Genomic DNA, 15,462 nt, shown 5'->3' with positions numbered 1-15,462 from the left:
AAGACAGCTCTTTGAGTTGTTTTTTATTTTTTAATTTATGTTAAAATATAATATATGAAAAAACGGTATAATGCTTTAAATGACTACTACAGAGAATTATTTGGTGAAAAGACTTTTAAAGTACCAATTGATGCTGGGTTCGATTGCCCAAATAGGGACGGAACTGTAGCTCATGGTGGTTGTACGTTTTGTACAGTTTCTGGCTCAGGAGATGCCATTGTTGCACCAGACGCACAAATCAGAGAGCAATTTTATCATGAAATTGATTTTATGCATCGTAAGTGGCCAGAAGTTAGAAAATACCTGGTGTATTTTCAAAATTTCACCAATACTCATGAACGTGTAGATGTGATTAGAGAGAGATATGAGCAAGCTATTAATGAGCCTGGAGTTGTTGGTATTAATATTGGAACAAGACCAGACTGTCTGCCAGATGAGACGATTGCTTATTTAGCAAGTTTAAGTGATCGCATGCACGTAACACTTGAACTTGGGCTACAAACAACTTTTGAAGAAACATCAAGATTAATTAATCGTGCTCACTCCTATGAACTTTACGTTCAAACAGTTAAGCGTGTTCGTCAAATGGCTCCAAAAATCGAAATTGTGTCACATCTCATTAATGGTTTACCTGGGGAAACACCAGAAATGATGTTGGAAAATGTTAGAAGATGTGTAACAGATAATGATATTCAAGGTATCAAATTACATCTTTTGCATTTGATGACAAATACTAGAATGCAGCGTGATTACCATGAAGGTCGATTACAACTACTCAGTCAAGAAGAATATGTTTCAATCATTTGTGATCAACTGGAAATTATCCCAAAATCCATTGTTATTCATAGAATTACTGGTGATGCACCAAGAGATATGCTCATTGGTCCTATGTGGAGTTTAAATAAATGGGAAGTTCTTAACGCCATTGATAAAGAAATGGAAAGAAGAGATAGTTATCAAGGTTGTCGTATAGCAGATAGTGAAATTATTTAAGGAGAAATTAGAGTGATACGTCCTCTTCAATTGTCACATGATTTTTTAAGTCAAGTGATTGATAAAGAAAGCATTGTTGTTGATGCAACGATGGGAAATGGCAATGACACTGCCTTTTTAGCAGCCATTTCAAAATATGTGTATGCTTTTGATATTCAAGAAGAAGCAATCCAAAAAACCAATACAAAATTATTAAATCTTGGCTTAAAAAATGTTAAACTAATACGTGATGGTCATGAGAATATCAGTAATTATATTGATAGACCGATAAAAGCAGCTATTTTTAATTTAGGTTATCTACCAAATGCAGATAAATCAATTATTACACAATCAGATACGACAATTACTGCTATTTCCACTATTTTAGAACTACTTGAGATAGGAGGAAGAGTCTCTGTTATGGTGTATTATGGACATGAAGGTGGAAATGATGAGAAGTCAGCTGTTTTAGAATTTGTGTCTTCTTTAGATCAACAGCAATTTGCTGTTAGTTCTTATGCACCACTCAATCAAAAAAACACACCACCATTTTTGGTAATGATTGAAAAATTAGGATAAAGGAAAAGAAAATGACTAATACTACTGTTACAGATCGTATTGAACAATTACGTCAACGTTATTTATACAATCCTTGTGAATCACAAGATTTAACCTTTCAATCAAATGGCAATCAAAAACAAATTGCCAAATTAAAGAAAAAATTAATGATGCTTGAAAAAGAAAGATGTCAAAAACGTTTTGAGAAAAAAGATATTCAAGCAATTTACCAGAAGATAAAAGAAACAAAGGACCAATTTAAACAATTGATAGCAAATAAGAAGGAGGGGTAATGAATCTAGCAATTTTAATTATCGTCTTCTTATTTGCTTTGATTATTTCTAATGTGATTAATCGAATGTTTCCTAAAATTCCTCTACCTTTTATTCAATTAGTTTTTGGACTTGCATTTGGTTTTATGAATAATGGGAACCGCATTAGTGTTGATCCGGAACTCTTTTTGGCCTTTGTGATTGCCCCCTTAAATTTTCGTGAAGGTCAAGAAACACATTTTAAAAGTTTAGTAAAATACAGGTCTATGATCCTGTATTTAATTTTACCAGGAGTTTTTTTAACAACAATTGTGATAGGGTTGGTAGCAAAAAGTATACTACCGATTGAATTACCTTTGGCAGCCTGTTTTGCGCTTGGTGCTTCTTTAGGACCAACTGACGCTGTTGCCTTCATTGCGATGTCTAAACGTTTTCATTTCCCAAAGCGGGTCGAAAATATATTAAAACTTGAAGGATTTTGAACGATGCAAGTGGCCTTGTCGCCTTTCAATTTGCTATATCTGCTTTGACTACTGGGTATTTTTCTATCTTTCAAGCTAGTTCTCAACTGTTATTAGCCATTATTGGTGGCATTAGTGTTGGGTTATTCTTTGCCCTTTTAAACCGGTTTTTCTTAGCAGTTTTAGAAAAATTTGATGCGGCAGATGTGACAGGTGCATTATTACTTGAATTGGCTCTCCCTTTTGTTGCTTATTTTATTGCTAATATCTTAGATTTTTCGGCGATTATTGCAGTAGTGGTTGCTGGTTTACTACAGGCTAGTCGCTTGAAAAAAGCAAGATTATTTGATGATCAAGTGGATCGAGTAACAACTATTTTATGGCGAACGGTTAGTTTTATGTTGAATGGTTTTGTCTTCTTAATTTTTGGTGCGGAATTGCCTTCAATTTTGTCTCCAGCTATCAAACAAACCATTTATAGTAATGTTCAATTATTGGTAATTGTTGTCTTCTTGACTATGGTATTGTTTCTAACTAGATTTGTCTTCATCACAACATTTTATGCCTATCGAAGTTTCAAATTTCGCAAACACCTCAAAAAATATTGGCATGATATTCTCTTACTTACATTTTCAGGTGTTAAAGGTAGTGTTTCTATTGCGACTATTCTACTATTACCAAAATTACCATCTAAACAATACAGTATCATATTATTTATTGTTGGTTCAGTGTCTCTTCTAAGTTTCATGATTGGCCTTTTTATGATTCCTAGATTGGCACCAAATCATAGTGAAGTCGTTGATAATATATTAAAAATTTCAATTTTCTCACAAGTTCTTGATACATTGCAAAACGATAGCTATGATCAATCCACAAAAGCGACTTATTATGCTGTCATGGATAACTATAACACACGAATTAAAAGTTTAATTCTAGAACAAGAATCAAATCAAGTTAAAAAGGATTTAGCAGAACTTCAACTTTGGATGATTGGTATTGAGAGTGATGGTTTGGAAAATGCATTTGCTCAAAAGCAGATTGATATTAAAGAATATCGTATTTACCAGCAATATATTAAACTTTTAGAAAGACAAGTTAATCGAAGTTTTACGTCAAGTTTTTCCTATAGTTTCATTATTTTAGGTCGGGTTATTAGAGGTGTGTTTCATGAACTTTACACCTTTAAAAATTTAAAAAGACTTTGGTTCTTAAAAAACCAACATGATCTTTTTCTAAATGAAGAAATGCGTGATAACCTTTCTAATTTGTTCTTAGATAATACCGAAGTTATTTTGGATGCTCTAGAAGACCTTGAAGGCTATTATAATGCAACCTTGGTTGACTTTATTCAAAACGAACGCCTTCGTGATGCTGATTTGATAAAATCTGGATTATTTGTTGATCGGATACTGGCCAATATTTCACCTGAAAGTACCGATGAATTACTTTGGGGATATTATCTGGAAAGAAGAACTATTGCTGAATTTGAAAAAGATAAACGCATTACGCCACATGAAGCACAAAAAATGCGACAAGAAGTTAATGAACTGGAATTATTTTCACTTAGAGATGCTAGTGAACGCACTGCGAGGAGAGAGGCTCTCTAAACTAAATTTGCTTGCCATTTCTATCAACTTATGATTAAATTATGCTATAATAATCATACTATATCATTTTAGGAGTAAATCAATGGAAGACCCCGGGAGTCAGTCCTTATTAATTCAATTTCTTATTCTACTTATTTTAACCCTTTTTAATGCTTTCTTTTCAGCTAGTGAAATGGCTTTGGTATCTCTTAATCGTTCAAAAGTTGAGCAAAAAGCAGCAGAAGGGGATAAAAAGTATGTCCGATTATTAAGTGTTCTTAATGAACCCAATAATTTTTTATCAACAATTCAAGTTGGTATCACATTCATTGGCCTTTTATCAGGGGCAAGTTTATCTGCTTCTCTAGGTAAAGTGGTTGCCAATTGGTTGGGTGGTTCAGAGACTGCTCAAACAGCTGGTAGTATCATTTCACTTGTTTTTTTAACCTATATTTCAATTGTTTTAGGAGAACTCTATCCAAAACGGATCGCCATGAATCTTAAGGATAGACTAGCAGTAGTTTCAGCTCCAATTATCATAATCGTAGGAAAAATAGTCTCACCCTTTGTTTGGTTGTTGTCAGCATCTACCAATTTATTGAGTCGAATCACACCAATGGAATTCGATGATGCCGATGAAAAGATGACTAGAGACGAGATTGAATACATGTTAACAAATAGTGAGGAAACACTTGACGCAGAAGAAATTGAAATGCTTCAAGGTATTTTTTCACTAGATGAATTAATGGCAAGAGAAGTAATGGTTCCTCGTACAGACGCATTTATGATAGATATAAATGATGACACTAAAGAAAATATTCAAGAAATCTTAAAACAAAGTTTTTCGCGAATTCCAGTTTATGATGGTGATAAAGATAAGATTATTGGCCTTATTCATACTAAACGCCTCTTAGAAGCTGGTTTTCAAAATGGTTTTGACAATATTTACCTTAGAAAAATTTTACAAGAACCCTTATTTGTTCCAGAAACCATATTTATTGATGATTTGTTAAGACAATTACGAAATACACAAAACCAAATGGCAATACTTTTGGATGAGTATGGTGGTGTTGCAGGTTTAGCTACATTAGAAGACTTATTAGAAGAGATCGTTGGTGAGATTGATGATGAGACTGATAAAGCTGAACATTTTGTTCATGAAATAGACGATAGTACCTACTTTGTTGTTGGGACAATGACTTTAAACGAGTTTAACGAATATTTTGATACAGAATTAGAAAGCGATGATGTTGATACCATTGCTGGTTTCTATTTGACAGGAGTTGGCGCTATTCCAAGTCAATCTCAAAAAGAATCTTTTGAATTTGACAGTAAAGAAAAGCATTTAACGCTTATCAACGATAAAGTAAAAGATGGTCGTATTACTAAATTAAAACTTATCGTTTCTGATATAGAACAGTATATTGAAGAAGACTAGGGTACCCCCTAGTCTTTTTATTGAAAAATGATATAATGAAATATAAAAACGTTTACAAAGTAAGAAGGTGCCTAAAATGACTGAAATTGATTATGGACAAGTAACTGGAATGATTCATTCTACAGAAAGTTTTGGTTCTGTTGATGGCCCAGGGATTCGCTTTATTATTTTCATGCAAGGTTGCAAAATGAGATGTCAATATTGTCATAATCCTGATACTTGGGAAATGGAAACAAATAATTCAACAGTCCGTACAGTTAATGATGTTTTAAAAGAAGCCCTTCAATACAAGCATTTTTGGGGAAAAAATGGGGGTATTACAGTTTCTGGAGGAGAGGCAATGCTTCAAATAGATTTTATAACAGCCCTCTTTACAGAAGCAAAAAAACTAGGGATACACTGTACTCTTGATACTTGTGGCTTTACTTATAGGCCAACTGAAGCCTATCATAAGATTTTAGATAAACTGTTAGCAGTAACGGATTTAGTTTTACTTGATATTAAAGAAATTGATCCTAAACAACATAAATTTGTAACGAGTCAACCAAACCGTAATATTTTATCGTTTGCTAAGTATCTATCTGATAAGAAAATCCCTGTTTGGATTAGACATGTTTTAGTTCCAGGATTGACAGATTTTGATGATCATTTAGAAAAACTAGGTGAATTTGTTGCAACTCTTGAAAATGTTGATAAATTTGAAATTCTTCCTTATCACACAATGGGTGAATTTAAATGGCGTGAATTAGGAATACCGTATCCTTTAGCCGGGGTTAAGCCACCAACAAAAGATCGTGTTGAAAATGCTAAAAAATTAATGAAAACAGAAAGTTACACTGAATATATGAATCGTGTACATGGGTAAGGTCTAAGATTAAGGGAGTCTATTTGACTCTTTTGATTTTAGATTTTTTTTTTGTTACAATAAAGTCAATAAGAATAATAGAGGTAGAATCATGTCAAAAATATTCGTCTTCGGACATCAAAATCCAGATACTGATGCCATTGCATCATCATATGCTTATGCATACTTAGCAAAAAAAGCATACGGCTTAGATACTGAAACTGTTGCACTTGGTACACCAAATGAAGAAACAGCATTTGCTTTAGATTATTTTGGAGTAACTGCACCACGCATTGTAGAATCTGCTACTGCCGAAGGTGTGACACAAGTTATTATGACAGATCACAATGAGTTTCAACAATCTATTTCAGATATTCGTGATGTCGAGATTTATGGTGTCGTAGATCATCACCGCGTAGCTAATTTTGAAACTGCCAATCCTTTATTTATGCGTTTAGAACCAGTTGGATCAGCCTCATCTATTGTTTATCGTTCATTTAAAGAAAATGGCCTTGAAGTACCAAAAGACATTGCTGGTTTATTATTATCAGGACTAATTTCTGATACTTTATTATTAAAATCTCCAACAACTCATATGACAGATCCTAAAGTAGCTGAAGAATTAGCAGCAATTGCTGGTGTGAATTTAGAAGAATATGGACTCTCTTTATTGAAAGCAGGAACAAACTTAGCAAGCAAATCAGCTGACGAATTAATTGATATCGATGCTAAAACTTTTGAATTAAATGGTTCAAAGGTTCGTGTTGCTCAAGTCAATACTGTTGATATTGCTGAGGTTTTAGAACGCCAATCAGAGATTGAAGTAGCTATTGAAAATGCTATGGAAACAGAAGGCTATTCTGACTTTGTATTGATGATAACTGATATTGTTAACTCAAACTCTGAAATTCTCGCTTTAGGAACAAATACAGCAAAAGTAGAAGCGGCATTTGATTTTGTACTAGATAACAATCATGCATTCTTACCAGGTGCGGTATCTCGTAAAAAACAAGTTGTTCCACAACTAACTGAAAGTTTTGGAGCCTAAATAAAAAAGACAGTTTAGCTGTCTTTTTATTTTTTTAATTAAAATAACCTTGAATCTGATATAATAAGATTATGTTAACAATTATCAATCCAGACCGCTTAACAGGTTATCCTTTTTTTTATGATTTAATTGTTTTTTTAGAAGCAAATCCAAATCAAACCTTAAGAGCAATTAAAGCACACTTTCCAGAAGTAGCCAAAAAGGATCACTTTATCGATCAATACATAAAAGCTGGTTATATTGAACGTAAAGATAAACGTTACCAAGCTAACATTCCTTATTTAAAAAAAGAAGAAGAATTTTCATTTGATCGATTAACCTTTATTGATGACCAATCATCGCTATACAATTCGTTAAAGCAACTCTATTTTAAAACGGAGCTAAGTAATAAAACCAATCAGGTTATTCTTGAAGAAAAAACAGATTTTCAAAGAGAATCCTTAACGCTATCTAATTATTTTTATCGACTCAAACATGCTTATCATCTCACCGAAGAACAAAAAGAACTCTACCAAATTCTTGGAGATGTCAATCCTGAATATGCTCTTAAGTATATGACCAGTTTCTTACTCAAATTTAATCGTAAGCCAAAAGTCGTCCAAAAACGGACAGATATTTTTGTCAAAGCAATGCTTGTGTTAAATTATATCAAACAAGATGAAGATGGAAAGTATGAGCTATTATTGGATTTTGATAAAGAAAATCTAGTTTTTAAAAAGTGAATTTAAAATGTGTCATAAAATAAAAGGGTAAAATGATAAAATTAATATTCTTATTTCTGACTTTTTTGTTAATGATGCTTCTAATGTGTTCTGCACATGCTGCTAGTCAAATTTCGCCAACATACGTTTGTCTGTCTGTGGCTTCAGAGTCTTATCAGATTAGTTTAATGAATCTGATGAGAATTACGCTTCCTAAATCATTGCTATTTATTCTTTTTGCGATTTCTTACTATTTACTTCTTAATTGGATAATGTAAATTGAAAAAGAAGTAAGAGTTATTTAGTAAAATGTATCTATTTATTTTAAAAAGCCTCTATTGATTTCAATAGAGACTTTTTATTAAGTTGATTTTACTGACATTTTTGTCAGTAAGTAAATAAAGTAAGGTGCACCAATTACTGAAACAAGAATGCCGGTTGGAATGTCCGTACCAACTAATAAAACACGACAGAGACTGTCAGCAATCAGTAAAATCATAGCACCAATCATGAGAGAACAAGGGATAGTTATACGATGGTCATTTCCCAAAATTTGTCTAGTAATATGGCCACTAACGAGACCTAAAAACGTAATATTACCTACTAATATAACACTTATAGCTGAAAGAATAGTAGCTAAAATAAGAAGAATGAGTCTTTCTTTTTGCAAATCTAATCCGAGAGCTAATGCTGTTTCATCATTTAGATTCATAATGTTCAAAAAACGACTTCGACTAAATGATAATAACCAAAAAATAAGAAGAATTGGGCAAATTATGATGAGTGTTTGCCAGTCATCACCACTAATCCGTCCACTCAGCCAATTAACAATGTAATCCATTTTGTATTGATTCACATTTCCAATGAGCGAAACCATCAAGCCTGAAAGTAAAGTTGAAACACCAACACCTGTAATGATTAATCGAACAGGGTTCATACCATGATTTTTCTTTCGTGACATAAAATAAACGAATAAAATTGTTAAACATCCACCAACAGCTGATAAAAAAGGTAACCACTGGATCATTTTGGGGCTATCAATTTGAGAGAAAGTTATCACTAAAGTAATGATCATTCCGGCACCTGTATTGATTCCTAAAACACCTGAGTCAGCCAGTGGGTTTTTGGTCAAGGTTTGTAAAAGTAGTCCAGATAAAGCTAATGAAGCGCCACCAATACTAGCTGCCAAGAGTCTTGGCAATCTAATTTTAGTAATGATAAAAATCATGGCATTATTGCTATTTCCAAACAAAACGTCAATAAGGTCTTGTATCGAAAAAGAAGATTGACCAATAGCCAAAGAAATCAAAAACACGAACACTAAACTAATGATTAATATCAAGAGGACTCTTTTTTGTGTCTTTTCAAAAATCATTTATTATCTCCTTTTTGAACCAGCCATAAAAAGAATGGAAGTCCAACAATACTAACAAGAGCATTTATTGGTGTCTCATAGGGGGGATTTAATGTCCGACATACAAGGTCTACCCAAAGCAAAAATGTAGCACCTAAGAAAGCAGAGAAAGGAATAATATAACGGTAATTTTTGGGTAAGCAAAGTTTTGCAATATGAGGAATAATAAGTCCAACAAATGATATAGAACCAATAATGGCAACAGCAGCAGAAGAAAGTAATAAGACAATAACTAATAAGGAAATGGTAACCACAAGAGTATTTTGTCCTAAACTTCGTGAAATTGTTTCATTTAGACTTAAGATGGTTAATTGATGAGCCAATAATTGAGCGATAATTAAGCTAATTAGGATAAAAGGTGAAATAATGGCTAACATTTCCCAATTAACAGAAACTAATCCACCTGCTTGCCATCCAATAACATCTCTTGATAATGTGAAATAAATGGTAATGCCTTGACCAATAGCTAAAAAGAGAGTGGAAATCATAGCTCCAGTCAAAATTAACCTCATTTGATTATAGCCATGTTTTGGTTGATAAGCGATAATAAAAATTAAGATGGCTGTCAAACTTGCTCCGAACATTGATACTAACAATATCATACTATAGTGGAGATGATGAAAAAAAGCATAAGCGATGACTAGTGCAAGTCCGGCACCAGCGTTGATTCCAAGTAGCCCAGGATCAGCTATTGGATTTCTGGTAACACCTTGTATAAGGGCACCAGCTACAGAAAGAGCAGCACCTACCAAAATAGCAGCTATAAGTCTTGGAAGTCTGATATCAATAATAATATCTTGTAATTTGGTTTGTTGAAAAGGTTGCTTTAAGGTGTTCGCCAAATCATGATTTGATAAATTAATTGCACCAAATCTTAAGGCACAATAGAAACCAAGCAGAAAAAGACTAGCAACAACAAAATAGCTAAAGATGATTTGTTTCGTTTTTATCTTTTTAAAATGTTGTGAAGTCATTGCTTACTCCTTGTCTCTATTTTGTTTCAAGTATTGCTTTTTTAAGTGTTTTTAGTTCATATTCTAGTGAGATAGGGTCAGTAAAATAAAAGGTATTGGCATTTACTTTTATGACATGGCCATTTTTGACTGCTGGAATTGACTTCCAAATATCACTTTCGTATAAAGCAGAACCTGTTTTTTTATCTTCAGCAGCGACAACAACATAATCACCAACATATTCAGGAACAACTTCTTTAGAAACGGAAAGATAACCCTTTTTAAAGACCTGGTCTTGAACAATTTGTGGTGCTTTGTAACCAAAAGCTTGGTGTATGATTTCACCACCACGACCCCAATCTTTTCCAAATAGATAAATTTCTTTCTCAAAGAGTCCCATTATTGTAAAAGTAGCGTCTTTTCCGGTGACCTTCTTAACTTGTGTAGCTGTTTCTTTTGTTTTTTTATTCCAATTAGTAAGCCATTTCTTAGTTTCATTTTCTTTGTTAAAGATCTTACCAAAGTCTTTAAACACTTGAAGGTAATCATGTTTACGGTACTCAACAGTGACAACTGGTGCAATTTCAGATAATTGTTTCACATTTTCTTCTTCAGAACCAACTACAATAAGATCAGGTTTTAGTGCTGTAATTGCTTCTAAGTCTGTAGCTGAAACTTCTTTTGATGATTTAATGTATTTGTTAAAAACAGGATTCTTTTTATCATAAGAAGTGACACCAACAAGGTTAAAGTTAAGTTTAGCTAAATAACCAGTATAAGATGAAGCTAAACTGACAACGCGTTTTGGATTTTCCGGAACCTTGCCATAGTATGCTATGCCATCAATCTTAGGCATTTTAGATATAGTTACTTTTTGGTTATTCTCTTTAGATTTATTTTGTGATGTACAAGCGGCTAATGTAAAAATGGATAAAATCAGCATAAGTAGGCTAATTTTCTTTTTCATAATCTTTTTCTCCCTTTGGTTTATAATAAGTGATACGTTAATAACGTTGGTTTATGATAGATAGGATCATCAATGAGTTGTGCTTCGATATTAAAAATATCTCTTATGATATCTGGTGTCATGACATCTTTTGCATTTCCTTGATATTTGATATTTCCATTTTTCATGGCAATCAGGTTATGGGAATATCGAGAAGATAGGTTTAAATCATGAAGTACCATAACAATTGTTTTTCCTTGAGTCTGATTGAGTTGACTGAGTAATTCAAGAATTTCTAATTGATGATTCATATCAAGGTAAGTTGTTGGCTCATCTAAAAAAATAGTGTCAGTATCCTGGGCTAAAGCCATTGCAATCCAAACTCTTTGTCTTTGCCCACCAGAAAGTTCATCAACTTGCATATTTGCAAAAGCTACCACACTAGTGACTTCCATTGCCCAATGAATTTTATCTTTATCTTCACTGCTTAAGTTGCCTAAATATTTTTGATGAGGAAAGCGACCATAAGAAACAAGTTCGTAAACAGTAATGCCATCTGTAGCTTCCAAAACTTGAGGTAAAAGTGCTATTTTTTTAGCAACTTCTTTGGTGGACATGGTCTTGATGCTTTTACCATCAATGAGAAGTTGTCCATCCATAATAGGATGAACTCTTGTTAGAGCTTTTAGTAAAGTTGATTTACCACAACCGTTAGCACCAATAATAGTAGTGATTTCACGGCTCCTTAAAGTCAGACTTAAATGATCAATAATTTTTTCATTTTGATAGCCAACACTGATTTTTTCTGCCTTTACTTCTGTCAAAATATCTCCTTTCTATTGATGTGTTATTAATAAGTCAAATTGAAAGACCTATTGAGTTTTTGTTGAAAGTCTTAGGTCATTATAGCATAGAAAAAAGGCTTTCAAAAGCCTTATTAGGAATTTTTTAGAATTATTTGAATTGTATGGCATTTATTTAGAATCATTCAAAATAGCCTTTAGAATGGTTATTATTTACCACTTTTTTCCAAATCAATAAAATGTTTTGCAATCATATGGTCACCAGGATATTCTGATTTTTGACCTTTTACAATTTGATAAGCATCAGCGCCTTTTCCTGCAATTATGACAGCGTCATTTTCGTTTTTCGTGAGACTGAGTGCTTGTTGGATAGCTGTTGCACGATCGATTTCAATGGACACTGGTCTGGTAATAGAATTCGCTATTTCTGAACAAATATCTTTAGGATCTTCAAAATTAGGATCATCAGCTGTCAAAATAATATTTAGCTGTGGGTGATTGTTTATCACGTGACCAAAATCAGCACGTCGACTTTCCCCTTTATTACCAGGAGCACCAAGAATAAGCCATATATTTCCCTTTTGATGTTCCTCTACAACAGTGATTAATTTTTCGAGACTGTCACCGTTGTGAGCGTAATCAACAAAGGCTTTTGCGCCATTTACTTGAGTAAATACTTCCATACGTCCAGGAACACTTGTCTTTGCAATTCCTTCTTGAATATCAGGTAAAGTAGCACCTAATCGTGATGTTGCTAATGCAGCTGCTAAGGCATTTTCTTGATTAAAATAACCTATTAATTGTGTTTCGTATTGGCCTGCTAATTTGCCAGTAACTTCAAATGAAAATGCCTTAGAATGATGGATTTGATTGTCAGATTGACTGCCATAAAAATCATGTTCTTTAGAGATAACCTGTTCTTTTAGAACATTAAATCTAGCCATATCACTATTAATGATAACGGCATTACTATTTTCCATTAGAAGTCGTTTATGATAAAAATAATCTTCAAAGCTTGGATGTTCAATGGGACCAATATGATCGGGACTTATATTTAAGAAAACCCCAACGTCAAAAGTCAATCCATAAACTCGACCAACTAAGTAAGCTTGACTTGAAACTTCCATGATAAGATGTGTCCTACCATTTTCAACAACTTGAGCCATCATTTTATAAAGGTCCAGACTTTCTGGTGTTGTTAAAGCTGATTTAAAATAAGTTTTCCCATCTAGTGTTGTATTCATTGTTGATAACATAGCTGGTTTATGAGATAAACTTAAGATGTTGTAAGCATAATAAGCAGCTGTCGTTTTACCTTTGGTTCCCGTAAAAGCTAATAATTTTAGTTTTTCTTGAGGATTGTCATAAAAAGACATAGCAATTAAACTCATAGCATGTTTAACATCATTAACAATAATTGCTGGAATTGCTACTCCATAATCAATTTCAGAGACATAGCATGTTAATCCTTTTTGGATGGCATCTTCAAGAAAACTAGCTTTAAAATGATTGCCTTTTGCAAAAAATAAAGTATTTTCTTTAATTTCTCGACTATCATAACTTAAATCATGAAATACTAGTCCTTTGTAGTTGAAATAATAGTAATCATTATCGATGACTTCTCTAAAATTCTGGTCCGCTTTTAATATGTTTAATATTTTCTCAATTGTAATCATATAACTATTTTAGTCTTTCAGTTCCTGTTTTACAAGTCACATGCAAAAGTTTATAATAAATTGAATACATGATAGGAAGAGGAAATATGCCAGAGACAAAATCTAAAATGAGTCAACAAGAGCAGATGGTAAAAGGGACTGCTTGGTCGACAGCTGGAAATTTTGTAAGTCGTTTATTGGGAGCTCTCTATATTATTCCTTGGTATGCTTGGATGGGACAACATGCCACTGAAGCTAATGCTTTGTTTAATATGGGATATAATATCTACGCTTACTTTTTACTTATCTCAACTACTGGGTTAAATGTTGCTATTGCAAAACAGGTAGCTAAATATAACTCAATGGGTCAAGAAGAAAGAAGTTACCAATTAATTAGGAGCACATTGAAACTAATGCTTGTCCTAGGACTTGTCTTTGCAGCAATTATGTTCTTTGGTTCTCCTATTTTTGCTGGATTATCAGGTGGTGGGTCTGACCTTGTACCAATAATGCATAGTCTATCTCTTGCAGTATTAGTCTTTCCTGCAATGAGCGTTATTAGAGGCGTTTTTCAAGGTTATAATGATTTGCAGCCTTTTGCTTTAAGTCAAATAGCAGAACAAATTGTTCGCGTGATTTGGATGCTGCTTACAGCATTTATGATTATGAAATTAGGTTCTGGTAATTATATTACAGCTGTTACTCAGTCTACTTTTGCAGCCTTTATTGGGATGATTGCTAGTTTAATTGTTCTATTTTATTACTTACAAAAGAATAATCTATTAGCAAACATTTTAAAAAAAAGTGATCAAAATCTAAATTTAGATGTAAAAGGATTATTACTGGAAACATTAAAAGAATCCATTCCATTCATTATTATTGGGAGTGCTATACAAGCTTTTCAAATTATTGATCAGTGGACTTTTGTCAACACAATGAGCCTATTCACAAACTTTTCACGTCGTGAGTTATGGGTCATGTTTGGTTACTTCAGTGCTAACCCATCAAAAATCACCATGATTTTAATTGCTGTCGCAGGCTCAATTGGTGGTGTTGGTATCGCGCTTTTAACTGAAAATTTTGTTAAAAAAGATATGAAGGCAGCAGCAAAACTGATTATTCATAATATTGAGATGCTTCTTGTCTTTTTATTGCCTGCGGTCACAGGGGCTGTAATCTTGGCTAAACCGCTTTATGCTGTTTTTTATGGTATTGCTGAACCTTTAGCTGTTCGATTATTTATAGTCGTCCTAATTGAAGCATTGATATTAGGATTTTATACTTTACTTGCACCAATGCTACAAGCTTTATTTGAAAATCGTAAGGCTATGCTTTATTTTGCCTATGGCTTAATTGTTAAGATAATACTTCAAATACCATTTATCTATTTGTTCCATGCATATGGGCCACTGTTATCAACAGCAATAGCTATGGGCGTTCCGATCTATCTTATGTACAAGCGACTTCATCAAGTGACTCATTTTAATAGGGTTCCTATAAGAAGAACGAGCTTATTGATTCTGATTTTAACAGCTATTATGGCGCTTGTTGTGACATTGGGCTACTTTTTACTAGGTTTAATATTACCAGTAACAAATCGTTATATCAGTGTTTTTTACTTAGTGATATTGGGATCACTAGGTATTGGTATTTATGGTTACTTAGCTTTATTAACACGACTTCTTGATAAATTTATTGGTCAAAAAGCAGCTCAATTAAGGTTAAGATTTAAGGTACGTTAGTAAACAGACAAAAATGTCTGTTTTTTTGTTATAGCTTTTTATAATAGACTGTCATCAAAAATTGGTATA

14 protein-coding genes and 1 pseudogene are annotated in these 15,462 nt (G+C 33.1%); 10 read left to right on the top strand and 5 right to left on the bottom strand.

What is annotated here, in order from left to right:
- Positions 1-54: 54 nt before the first annotated feature.
- From mnmL to STRUR_RS11360, 9 genes and pseudogenes are all read left to right on the top strand, one after another.
- On the top strand, positions 55-993 hold the full coding sequence (gene mnmL / locus STRUR_RS08370) for a tRNA modification radical SAM protein MnmL/YtqA (RefSeq protein ID WP_006739211.1): 939 nt from the start codon (positions 55-57) through the stop codon (positions 991-993).
- Between the two features lie 12 nt (positions 994-1,005).
- Positions 1,006-1,551, top strand: a complete 546-nt coding sequence (gene mnmM / locus STRUR_RS08365; protein ID WP_006739832.1) for a tRNA 5-(aminomethyl)-2-thiouridylate-methyltransferase MnmM — start codon at positions 1,006-1,008, stop codon at positions 1,549-1,551.
- 11 nt (positions 1,552-1,562) lie between these two features.
- Positions 1,563-1,823: a hypothetical protein gene (locus STRUR_RS08360; protein WP_006740090.1), complete on the top strand. Its 261-nt coding sequence runs from the start codon at positions 1,563-1,565 to the stop codon at positions 1,821-1,823.
- Positions 1,823-3,870, top strand: a pseudogene (locus STRUR_RS08350) (cation:proton antiporter). Before STRUR_RS08360 ends, STRUR_RS08350 begins: the two are co-directional and overlap by 1 nt.
- An 82-nt stretch (positions 3,871-3,952) precedes the next feature.
- Positions 3,953-5,287, top strand: coding sequence for a hemolysin family protein (locus STRUR_RS08345; RefSeq protein WP_006739612.1), 1,335 nt, complete (start codon positions 3,953-3,955; stop codon positions 5,285-5,287).
- Positions 5,288-5,363: 76 nt separating this feature from the next.
- A complete protein-coding gene (pflA, locus tag STRUR_RS08340; protein ID WP_006740142.1) occupies positions 5,364-6,152 on the top strand; it encodes a pyruvate formate-lyase-activating protein in 789 nt (262 codons plus the stop codon).
- A gap of 91 nt (positions 6,153-6,243) precedes the next feature.
- A complete protein-coding gene (locus tag STRUR_RS08335; protein WP_006738618.1) occupies positions 6,244-7,179 on the top strand; it encodes a manganese-dependent inorganic pyrophosphatase in 936 nt (311 codons plus the stop codon).
- 71 nt (positions 7,180-7,250) lie between these two features.
- Complete coding sequence (locus tag STRUR_RS08330; protein WP_006739062.1) at positions 7,251-7,901, top strand: DUF1803 domain-containing protein; 651 nt, start codon at positions 7,251-7,253, stop codon at positions 7,899-7,901.
- A gap of 32 nt (positions 7,902-7,933) precedes the next feature.
- Positions 7,934-8,158 carry a hypothetical protein gene (locus STRUR_RS11360; protein WP_006740756.1) on the top strand — a complete coding sequence of 75 codons (225 nt, stop codon included), beginning with the start codon at positions 7,934-7,936 and terminating at the stop codon, positions 8,156-8,158.
- An 83-nt stretch (positions 8,159-8,241) separates the two neighbouring features.
- Here the strand turns inward: STRUR_RS11360 and STRUR_RS08325 are convergent, their stop codons facing one another.
- The 5 genes from STRUR_RS08325 to STRUR_RS08305 form a co-directional block, all read right to left on the bottom strand.
- Positions 8,242-9,255: a FecCD family ABC transporter permease gene (locus tag STRUR_RS08325; protein ID WP_006738993.1), complete on the bottom strand. Its 1,014-nt coding sequence runs from the start codon at positions 9,253-9,255 to the stop codon at positions 8,242-8,244.
- Complete coding sequence (locus STRUR_RS08320; RefSeq protein WP_006740434.1) at positions 9,252-10,268, bottom strand: FecCD family ABC transporter permease; 1,017 nt, start codon at positions 10,266-10,268, stop codon at positions 9,252-9,254. The genes STRUR_RS08325 and STRUR_RS08320 overlap by 4 nt, the downstream gene beginning before the upstream one ends.
- Before the next feature lie 16 nt (positions 10,269-10,284).
- Positions 10,285-11,214 carry an iron-hydroxamate ABC transporter substrate-binding protein gene (locus STRUR_RS08315; RefSeq protein ID WP_006738884.1) on the bottom strand — a complete coding sequence of 310 codons (930 nt, stop codon included), beginning with the start codon at positions 11,212-11,214 and terminating at the stop codon, positions 10,285-10,287.
- Positions 11,215-11,234: 20 nt separating this feature from the next.
- Positions 11,235-12,017, bottom strand: a complete 783-nt coding sequence (locus STRUR_RS08310) for an ABC transporter ATP-binding protein (RefSeq protein ID WP_006739293.1) — start codon at positions 12,015-12,017, stop codon at positions 11,235-11,237.
- A gap of 188 nt (positions 12,018-12,205) precedes the next feature.
- A complete protein-coding gene (locus STRUR_RS08305; RefSeq protein WP_006739649.1) occupies positions 12,206-13,672 on the bottom strand; it encodes a UDP-N-acetylmuramoyl-L-alanyl-D-glutamate--L-lysine ligase in 1,467 nt (488 codons plus the stop codon).
- 86 nt (positions 13,673-13,758) lie between these two features.
- Here STRUR_RS08305 and STRUR_RS08300 point away from each other — a divergent pair, with 86 nt between their 5' ends.
- Positions 13,759-15,393 carry a putative polysaccharide biosynthesis protein gene (locus STRUR_RS08300; protein ID WP_006740234.1) on the top strand — a complete coding sequence of 545 codons (1,635 nt, stop codon included), beginning with the start codon at positions 13,759-13,761 and terminating at the stop codon, positions 15,391-15,393.
- Positions 15,394-15,462 lie beyond the last annotated feature (69 nt).

Source organism: Streptococcus urinalis 2285-97 (assembly GCF_000188055.2).
GTDB lineage: Bacteria > Bacillota > Bacilli > Lactobacillales > Streptococcaceae > Streptococcus > Streptococcus urinalis.
Note: the sequence above shows the minus strand (reverse complement) of the source record. Positions and strands in the feature narration are given on the sequence as shown.

What these genes read in the sequence shown, in the direction of transcription:
- mnmL (WP_006739211.1), top strand. Translation starts at nt 55, where the DNA reads ATGAAAAAACGGTATAATGCTTTAAATGACTACTACAGAGAATTATTT.
- STRUR_RS08360 (WP_006740090.1), top strand. Translation starts at nt 1,563, where the DNA reads ATGACTAATACTACTGTTACAGATCGTATTGAACAATTACGTCAACGT.
- STRUR_RS08345 (WP_006739612.1), top strand. Translation starts at nt 3,953, where the DNA reads ATGGAAGACCCCGGGAGTCAGTCCTTATTAATTCAATTTCTTATTCTA.
- pflA (WP_006740142.1), top strand. Translation starts at nt 5,364, where the DNA reads ATGACTGAAATTGATTATGGACAAGTAACTGGAATGATTCATTCTACA.
- STRUR_RS08335 (WP_006738618.1), top strand. Translation starts at nt 6,244, where the DNA reads ATGTCAAAAATATTCGTCTTCGGACATCAAAATCCAGATACTGATGCC.
- STRUR_RS08330 (WP_006739062.1), top strand. Translation starts at nt 7,251, where the DNA reads ATGTTAACAATTATCAATCCAGACCGCTTAACAGGTTATCCTTTTTTT.
- STRUR_RS11360 (WP_006740756.1), top strand. Translation starts at nt 7,934, where the DNA reads ATGATAAAATTAATATTCTTATTTCTGACTTTTTTGTTAATGATGCTT.
- STRUR_RS08325 (WP_006738993.1), bottom strand. Translation starts at nt 9,255, where the DNA reads ATGATTTTTGAAAAGACACAAAAAAGAGTCCTCTTGATATTAATCATT.
- STRUR_RS08320 (WP_006740434.1), bottom strand. Translation starts at nt 10,268, where the DNA reads ATGACTTCACAACATTTTAAAAAGATAAAAACGAAACAAATCATCTTT.
- STRUR_RS08315 (WP_006738884.1), bottom strand. Translation starts at nt 11,214, where the DNA reads ATGAAAAAGAAAATTAGCCTACTTATGCTGATTTTATCCATTTTTACA.
- STRUR_RS08305 (WP_006739649.1), bottom strand. Translation starts at nt 13,672, where the DNA reads ATGATTACAATTGAGAAAATATTAAACATATTAAAAGCGGACCAGAAT.
- STRUR_RS08300 (WP_006740234.1), top strand. Translation starts at nt 13,759, where the DNA reads ATGCCAGAGACAAAATCTAAAATGAGTCAACAAGAGCAGATGGTAAAA.